Raw genomic sequence first — 8,329 nt, 5'->3', positions numbered from 1 at the left:
CCTGGCGCTGGGCTGGACGGCGAGACGCCAGGGCTGGCGGCCGGGTCTCGCGTGGGGCGCGGGCGGCCTCGTCGTTGTCCTCCTCCTGGCGCAGGCCATGGGAGTCCTGGCGCAGCCGCGCGGCTCCGGCCCTGACGCTGCGATGTCGACCGGCCTGCGCATCCTGCGCCACTACGACATCGTCGGCGCCGTGGCGCACGATCCGAACCTGAAGCTGGAGGCGATCGCCAGGGCCAATCCCAAGGCGGTCGCCGTCATCCAGGCCGAGTCGCCGAAGGTCTACTCGCCCGAGCGCGTGGACTTCCTGGATCGCAGCCCGGCCCTGGGCACGGCGCTGTGGCTGACGCCCGAGGCGGCGATATCCGCCCAGTGGTTTGAGCTGATCCTGGACCATCCGGCCGCCTATATGAGCCATCGCTGGGACGCCTTCGTCCAGGTTCTGATCAACCCGGTGCTGGAGCGCTGCAATCCGGTCTTCGTGGGGGTGGAGGCGCCCGCCGCGCGGCTGGAGCTGTTGCAGATCACGGCGGGTCGCGAGCCGTCGGACATGGCCATTAGCAACTACGCCACCTGGTGGTACGTGACGCCGTTCTACTCCCACCTGGCCTTCGCGGCCGCAGCCTTGATCGTGGCGGGCTTCCTGATCGTCCGGCGAGAGGCGGCCGACATGGTGATCGCCGCCCTGATGCTGGGCGTGCTCGCCTTCACCGCCAGCTTCTTCGTGGTCTCCATCGCCTGCGACTACAGATATCTTTACGCCCTCGATCTGGCGGCCATGGCGGGGCTTCTCTATCTGGCCTTGGACCCGCCGGTCCTCCGATCCGCGGGGCGCGCGTGATGGGGCCTGCCCTGCCTATGAAATCGATCCTGATCCCGGCTCTGGCGGCGACGGCTCTGGTGCTGGCCGGTTGCGACGAGCCGGCGCCTTGGGCGAGGCCCGCCAAGCCCCCGCAGAGCGCCCAGGCGCCCAGCAATCTCCGTCCGCAAAAGGTGACCTGGAACGAAGCGGCCGGCGCCTTCGAGGTCGGCGGCAAGCTGCTCCGGGCCGGTCGGACCTGGACCTTCGACGGCTCGACCGAGGGTTTCGTCCTGGCGGGCGGCAGCGTGCTTCCCGCGACGCCGATGGGTCTCTCGGTCCGCAATGTGGACTTCGACCCGGTCCTGCGCTCGCCCAAGGGTCTTGAGCTGGATGGCGAGCGTTACTCGCTGGTCCTCGTGCGGCTGACCCGCCACCGGCCCGGCGCGGCGTGGGACGGGACGCTCTTCTATTCCACGGCCGACGGCCATGCCGAGTCCGGTGACTTCCGTGCCAAACCCGTGGAGGGCGCGGCCCCTGGCGTCGGCGAGACTGTGGTGCTGGTCTACGACATGGCGCGCCCGAAGAAGGGTGGCGACGACTGGACCAGGTCGATCATCGACAGCCTGCGCATCGACACTGACGACCAGGCGGGCGGGACCTTCACCATCCATCAGATCGCGGTGACGGAGAACCCGGGCCCAGCCGCCCTGGGCGTCGCGCCGCCTCCCCCCGCGCCGCCGGTCAAGGAAAGTCCCAAGGCCGCCGAGACGCCTGCGGCCTAGCCGCCCGCGATTTGCTCCAGCCGTCCGGCGTAGCGCAGGCCGATGGCTCGGGCGCTGAAGTGGGTGCGGATATGGCGTTTGGCGCGAGCGCCCAACGCGCGGGCTTCAGCTGGGTCGTCCACCAGCGCCGCCAGCAGGGTCACGGCGTGGTCGACGCTGGCGTCGGCCCAGACCTGGCCTTCTCCATGCAGATAGGCGCCATCGGCCACCGGTATCAGCTTGTAGTCCACCAGCCGGCTGGTCCGCGGCGTCATGTAGTCGAGATTGCCGGAGTAGGCGGTGGCGACCGCGGCGCGGCCCATGAGCATCGCCTCGGCCGGACCTCGCCCGAACCCCTCGGACCGGTGCAGGGAGACGAAGGCGTCGGCGCAGCGGATCAGGTTCTTGATCTCGTTGTCCGACAGCTCTCGCGTGATCGCCTGGGCGCGCGACCCCAGGCTGGCCAATCGCGCCTCCAGCGCCCGCCGGCCGGGATTGTCATCCTTGCCGCCCTTGTACTTGACCACCGCGTGCAGTGGCGCGTCGGGCCGCAGGGCCGCCAGCCGCTCGAAGGCCTCAAGCATGGCGAACGGGTTCTTGCGTTCGGCGTAGGAAGAGAAGTCGAAGAAGAAGAAGCAGACGAAGGCGTTCTCCGGAATGCCGAAGTGGCGGCGGCCCAGGAAGGCCGAGACGGTCATCTCCACCGCCAGCGGCATGTGAACCACAGGCGTGTCGACGGCTTCGGCGATGGCCTCGCGGATGAACGCCGACGGCGCCCAGACTTCGTCGAACCGCTCCAGGATCCGCGCCCAGGGCTCGGGATACCTGGCCAGCTCCCAGGCGGGATAGATGATGTTGTGGGCGCTCTGGAAGGCGGGGGCCGACCCCAGGTGATCCAGCACCCCCATGGCCTGCTCGACTTCGTCGGCGTTGATGCAAAAGAGGTTTGTCTTCGCCGACAGGCCCTTGACCACGTCGGCGCCGAATTCACGTTCGAAATCGGGGTCCTTGCCGCGGTCCATCCCGTAGATGTCGACCAGACCGGCCTTTACGCCCACGGCCTTCAGCGCACGCTGGGCGGAGCGGACATGCTCGGCCATGCCGATGGCCGAGAACGGGTGACCGACCAGAACGAGGTCGCTCATGACTTGTCCGCCAGATCGGCGTCGTAGGCGTTCTTCACCGCCTCCAGCCAGCCGTGGCCGAAGCGTTGGTCAGGCTCCAGGTGCGCGCCCTCGGCCCACTCGTTCCAGGCGTTGATGAAGACGATGCGTTCCTCGCCGAAGTTCTGGCGCCGTGTTTCCTCGAACATCGCCTCAAGCCACGCCTGGAAGGCGCCGGGCGTGGCGTGCTGATAGACCCAGCCGCCGTCCTGGCGCCGCGCGGTGTTGTCCCACGACGGCATCACGCCCCGGAACCGCGTGTGGGCCGGGGGCGGGGTCTCCAGATAGCGCCGCACCATGGCGCGGTAGTCGTTCACCCGGCCGTCGAAGCGGGGATTGTACAGAGGTCCCGGCGGATGAATCAGGGCGCCGGCGCCCGACGGGGGGAACTCCACCGAGGCGTCGAAGCCCAGCGGCTTGGGGTCGGTCCCGGCCCCCGCGTTCTCGAAATTCTCGACGAAGGCCAGGTAGATCTCACCGATCCCGGCCTTGCGGCAGTGGTCGCGCCAAGCCTTGGCCCAGGCCTTCGCGTCGGGCAGCAGGCCGGGCCGATAGATCAGCACCAGGGGCTTGCCGGCGATGCGGATATAGTTCGGCCGCGCGATGTAGGGCGCCATCTCGGCGATCAGCGCCTCGGCGTCGCCGGACTCATAGGTCTGGGCCAGCAGGACGTCGCGCGCCTCACCGTCCCAGGTGCGGGTCCAGTTCTCATTGGCCCAGCAGAGACAGAACGGGAAGTCGTCGGGCCGGCTGTCGAGCAACGGCTCCAGCGGCTTTTCCAGCACGCGACGGCCGCCGGAGAACCAGTAGAAATAGTGGCAGAATCCGCTCACGCCGTAGCGCCCGGCGAGCTCGCCCTGGCGCTTGAGGACGTCGGGGTTCGACAGGTCATAGAAGCCGAGATCGGCGGGCAGGTGCGGCTGATAGTGGCCGCGATAGTTCGGCAAGGCCCGGGTGACGTTGGTCCACTCGGTGAAGCCCGTGCCCCACCAGCGGTCGTTCTCCGGGATCGCGTGGAACTGGGGCAGGTGGAAGGCGATGGTCCGCACCGCGTTCAACGCGTCCAGGCGCTCGCCCCACCGCTCGACGAAGGCCTGCTGATTGCGGGTGGCCAGGCGGTGCTTGTAGCCGGTGTCGATGGAATTGGCGGTGACGCTGAGGTGGTGGACGATCTGGGCCGTGGGCTCATAGATCACCCGCAGGCCGGCCTCGCGCAGTCGGAAGCAGAGATCGGCGTCCTCGCAATAGGCCGGGGCGAAGGCCTCATCGAACCCATTCAGTTCGGCGAACACCTTGCGTCGGACCATCAGGCAGGCGCCCGAGGCGTAGTCGACCTCGCGCCGCACGTTCCAGCGCGCCAGATCCGGATCCTCGAACAGGCCGATCATCTCGGCGGTCCCGTCCACCCCGATCCGCGCTCCGGCCTCCTGCAGCCGGCCGTCGGGGAACAGCATCTTGGGCGCCGTGGCGCCGACGTTCTTCTCCTCGGCGAACGGCGCGAGCAGGGCGTCCAGCCAGCCGGGCCGGACCTGGACGTCGTTGTTCAGGAACACCAGGAACTCGCCCTTGGCCGCTTGCGCGGCCTTGTTGCAGGTGCGGATGAAACCAAGGTTCTCGGTGTTGGTGATCAGCTTCAGGCCGACGATCTTGCCCAGCACGGCGCTAGTCGCGTCGCTGGAGGCGTCGTCGATAACGATGACTTCCGCGCGCCCCAAGCCGCCGCCCGCCGCCAGGGCCTTCAGGCACTCCAGGGTGAAGGTGAGGTTGTTGAAGGCCGGGATGATGATGGAGACCTTGGGCCGGGCGACAGGCTGGAAGGCCAGTTCGCTCGCGGCCTGATCCAAGTCGCGCGCGCTCACGACGATGAGCTTCGGCTTGGCGGCCTTCACCTTGGCGATGGCGTGTTCCTTCAGCCGTCGCCGCTCCAGGGTCATGTCGCGATAGGCCTGGATGTCGTAGGCGCCGGCGTCGCGCATCCGGCCCGAACTGCGGAGCTGTTCGAACAGGCCGTCATCGCCCAGGGACCGGCGTCCGATCGCGCCAGGCTGGGGTTTCGGCGAGCGCGAGAGCGCCCAATGCAGCAGGCCGGCCAACGGCGTCTCGGCGGCCTCGGGATGCTCGATGAGATAGGCCGCTTCGTCGAAGTCGGCGGCCGGTGAGACACCCTCGAAGGCGCCCTCCATCAGGTAGTGGATCACGGGATGCTGGTCCGACGGCGCCGCCGGGTTTTGTTCCAGGTAGAAGGCCACGTCGAAATGGGACGACGGGTTGCGTCGTTGATCGGCGCCGTAGTCGAGGAAGTGCGACAGGGCGTTGGAGCCCAGCGGCGCGGCGTCGCGATAGCGCTCGGCGTACCAGACCGCCTCGAACAGCGGGTGAGGGCTGCGGCCCTCGACGGCGCCGCTGGTCACATAGTGCAGCAGGGGCGCGATGCCCCGGTCGGCCACGTCGGGGTTCTGGGTCAGGTACCAGTCTCCGGCGAACAGCGGGTGAGGATCGTAGCCGCGTCGCCAGCCCTCGCGCAGATAGTGGGCGAGGGGGTTCTCGCCGGAGTCCGCCACCTCTTCGGCCTGGCCCACATAGTGGCGCAGGTCGAACAGGGGATGGGGATCGAAGCCTTCCATCGCCCCGCGATGGACGAAGTGCTGCAGGGCGGTGAGGCCCGTCGCGGCGATCTTCACCGCGTGCCGGCCCCGATAATCCTTCAGGTCGAACAGCGGGTGGGGATCGCGGCCTTCGTGATCGCCCGCCACGAGGTAGTGGGCCAACGGCGCCCAGCGACTGCCCACAAGATCGGGGTTCCGCTCCATGTACCAGGTCTGGTCGAACAGGGCCTTGGGGTAGGCGGTGGAATCCGGCCCGGCGCGGACGTAGTCGACCAACCCCTTCACGGGCCCGCCCTCGCGCCCGAGGTTGTGGTCCAGCCGCACGTCCCAGAGGCCCGAGCGTGCGATCAGCGCCGCGCGGCCGGGCCATTTGGCCCGGGCCAGCATCAAGTCGAACTTCTGCTCGGTCGGACCTTTTTCGGCGACGCCGACCCGACGGGCCGCGGCCTTGTGGAACCGGTTCCAGCGATCCTCGGCCACCACCATCCGCGCCTTGTGCAGGGCGCGCCGCTTGGCCAGCAGAGCGTCCGCGGCGGCGGGGTCGGGCTTCGGGTTTGTCGGTCGTTTTGCCAAGGGACGGGCTCTAGCGCCCGGCGATCATGGTGTCGACCATAGCTTCGACGCCCGCGCGCTCGCGACGCAGCCTGGCGAGTTCGGCGACCGCTTCCGAGAGCTCGCGCTGCTCGGCCGCCCGACGGTTGCGCTCCTGGGCCAGGTCGGCGCGAGCCAGGTCCAGGGCCTGGGTGACGGGCGAGACAAACGCGCCCATCTCCGTCTTCATCCGCGCGATCTGATCAGCCGCTTCATCAAGGACGGCGGGATCGGTCGGCTCGTCGCGCGCGCGGGCCTCGAACCAGGCATGCACCCGCGCCGCCACGGTCCCGACCACCGGGACCGAAACCAGGTCGCCGCGCGCCGCATTGTGACGCAGATCCGAAGTCAGGAAGCCGTCGATCAGGCCCGCGGCGTGGTCGCTCAGCCGCGGCAGGGACGCGCCATGGGCGGCTTCGATGCGTCCAACCTCCGCGCGCCAGTCGGCCAGCAGGCTGTCATAGCCGACAAAGGCGCGGGGCATGTCGCGGGAATAGAGCTCCGCCGCCAGCATGTAGGTGATCCAGAGCAACACCGATTTCTCGACCGGGAAGCCGTCGCGGCGGGCCAGCGATCCGGCCACCGCCAGGGGGTGACGGACAGGGATGACCGCGCGGGCGGGCATCTTGCGGGCTTTCAGCGCGCTCAGCCAGAGCGGCGCCAGGACCGACACCCGAGGATCTTTCAGCAGCGGGAACCAGGCCTGGCCGAACTCGGCGTCGTAGAGTTCAAGCGCGCGGGTCGCCCACTCGGTCTCCTGAGCCTTGGGCAGGGCTTGGTAGGGGAAGGTGAAGGGGTCGTCCCAGGCGCCGCCGCCGGCGCGCAGGCGCGCATCGTTGAATACAGCGATCTTCCAAGGTTCGAAGTAGCCCTTGGCGTTGTGTTCGTCGCCGGGCATCACATTCTGCGGGAGCTCGGCCCCCGCCAGGGCGAGGAGTTGAGTCGCCGCCGAGGTGCCGGAGCGGTGCATCCCCAGCACCAGATAGGCCGCCCGGTCCGACTTGTTCTTTCCGGCCCTTGCCGTCGCCATGATGTCCCGGGTCCGCGGTTCGTCTTCGTCCCGCTGTATGGCCGCTCGCCCCAGCCTGCAAGTGCGGGCGCGGTTGATCGGCCCGACCAACTGTTGCACAGGTGGCCGACTTCGCCGGGGACTCTCTGCGCATGGCCGCCGCGGCCCATTCCGATACGACGTTCAGACTGCTGTCGCTGGGTCTCGACGCCGACTTCTACCGCGGCGCCCACGCGGACCTGGCCGGCGTGGAGCTGGAGCCCGCGGCCGACTACGGGCTGGGCGGCTGGCGGCAGGGTCGCGATCCCGCGCCGTGGTTTTCCACCGACGGCTATCTGGCGCTGCATCCCGACGTGGCGGCGTCCGGCGGCAATCCCTTCATCCACTATCTCAGCCAAGGCCTGCGCGAAGGTCGCGAGATCGCCCGGTCGCAGCGTGCCGACGCCTGGCTGAGCGCGCGCCTCCGGTCGCCTGATCGCGCGCCGCCCGAGCCGCTGGGTCCGCAGCAGTTCGCCCTCGCGGCGCGGGAGTTCGACGCCGCCTTCTACCTGGGACAAAACCCCGACGTCGCCGCGTCTGGCGGCGATCCCCTGGAGCACTTCCTCTTCGTGGGGTGGCGGGAAGGACGCGATCCCAACGCCGCCTTCTCCGTGCGCGACTATCTGGAGCTCAACGCCGACGTGGCCGCAGCTGGGATTCAGCCGTTCCTGCACTATCTCGGCCATGGCCGAGCCGAGGGGCGGCTGGCCAAGCGAAATCTCGGATTCCGCCACGACATCATCAGTAGGCTGCTGCCGCTTCAGCAGCGACTGGAGGACTACGAGTACTGGGCGCGCCAGATCGCCCCAGACGAGGCCGCAACGCTGAGCGCCGGCCTGGCCCAGACCCGCACCGGCCTGGCGGACCTGCACATCACCTTCGGGCACGACAACTACGCCGCCACCGTCGGGGGTCTGCAGCTCTGCATTCAGCGCGAGGCCGCCGACATCGCCACGCTCGGCCGCGACCATCTCCACGTCTATCCGGCGCACGGCTGGCCCTTGGTCCGCACCGGCGAGGCGGAGTTTCCGGTGGGGGTGATGCTGAACGGCGCGCCCCTGGGCTTCTTCCCCCAGGCGGTGGTGATCGCCGAGTTGAAAGCCGCCCTTTCCAAGGTGAAGGCCGGGCTTCGGAGCTTCGCCATCCACAGCATGCTGGGTCATTCCGCCCGCGATGTCGTCGACCTGGTCCGGATCGCCGGCCTGAACGCGGGCTACTTCTGGATCCACGACTTCACCGCCCTGTGCGCCGGCGTCCACCTGTTGCGCAACGACGTGGAGGACTGCGGCGCGCCGCCACCGGGTAGCCCCGCATGCGGCGTCTGTGTCTACGGCCCGGGCCGGGCCTTGCACATCTCCGAA

At 69.0% G+C, this 8,329-nt stretch carries 6 protein-coding genes; 3 read left to right on the top strand and 3 right to left on the bottom strand.

Translation table 11 applies throughout. The features are described 5' to 3' along the window. Both RMO04_RS00355 and RMO04_RS00350 read left to right on the top strand, forming a co-directional pair. On the top strand, positions 1–838 hold an 838-nt coding region (locus RMO04_RS00355), incomplete at its 5' end, for a hypothetical protein (RefSeq protein WP_309642811.1). A 17-nt stretch (positions 839–855) separates the two neighbouring features. Continuing rightward, positions 856–1,581 (top strand): hypothetical protein, encoded by a 726-nt coding sequence (locus RMO04_RS00350; protein ID WP_309642810.1) that lies wholly within the window; start codon positions 856–858, stop codon positions 1,579–1,581. On the opposite strand, the gene RMO04_RS00345 is transcribed toward RMO04_RS00350, so the two are convergent. Genes RMO04_RS00345 through RMO04_RS00335 form a run of 3 tightly spaced genes read right to left on the bottom strand, consistent with a single transcriptional unit; the run spans position 1,578 to position 6,950 of the window. Then, positions 1,578–2,705 carry a glycosyltransferase family 4 protein gene (locus RMO04_RS00345; RefSeq protein ID WP_309642809.1) on the bottom strand — a complete coding sequence of 376 codons (1,128 nt, stop codon included), beginning with the start codon at positions 2,703–2,705 and terminating at the stop codon, positions 1,578–1,580. The two genes, RMO04_RS00350 and RMO04_RS00345, sit on opposite strands and share 4 nt — an antisense overlap. Then, on the bottom strand, positions 2,702–5,902 hold the full coding sequence (locus RMO04_RS00340; RefSeq protein WP_309642808.1) for a glycoside hydrolase family 99-like domain-containing protein: 3,201 nt from the start codon (positions 5,900–5,902) through the stop codon (positions 2,702–2,704). The genes RMO04_RS00345 and RMO04_RS00340 overlap by 4 nt, the downstream gene beginning before the upstream one ends. Positions 5,903–5,912: 10 nt before the next feature. After that, complete coding sequence (locus RMO04_RS00335; protein ID WP_309642807.1) at positions 5,913–6,950, bottom strand: hypothetical protein; 1,038 nt, start codon at positions 6,948–6,950, stop codon at positions 5,913–5,915. Between the two features lie 131 nt (positions 6,951–7,081). Between RMO04_RS00335 and RMO04_RS00330 the strand changes: the two genes are divergently transcribed. Then, on the top strand, positions 7,082–8,329 hold a 1,248-nt coding region (locus RMO04_RS00330), incomplete at its 3' end, for a hypothetical protein (protein ID WP_309642806.1).

Origin of the sequence: Phenylobacterium sp. (assembly GCF_031412415.1) — a bacterium.
Taxonomy (GTDB): Bacteria; Pseudomonadota; Alphaproteobacteria; order Caulobacterales; family Caulobacteraceae; genus Phenylobacterium.
Note: the sequence above shows the minus strand (reverse complement) of the source record. Positions and strands in the feature narration are given on the sequence as shown.

Bases quoted from the DNA above. Each gene is read 5' to 3' on its own strand.
- RMO04_RS00350 (WP_309642810.1), top strand. From the start codon at position 856: ATGAAATCGATCCTGATCCCGGCTCTGGCGGCGACGGCTCTGGTGCTG.
- RMO04_RS00345 (WP_309642809.1), bottom strand. From the start codon at position 2,705: ATGAGCGACCTCGTTCTGGTCGGTCACCCGTTCTCGGCCATCGGCATG.
- RMO04_RS00335 (WP_309642807.1), bottom strand. From the start codon at position 6,950: ATGGCGACGGCAAGGGCCGGAAAGAACAAGTCGGACCGGGCGGCCTAT.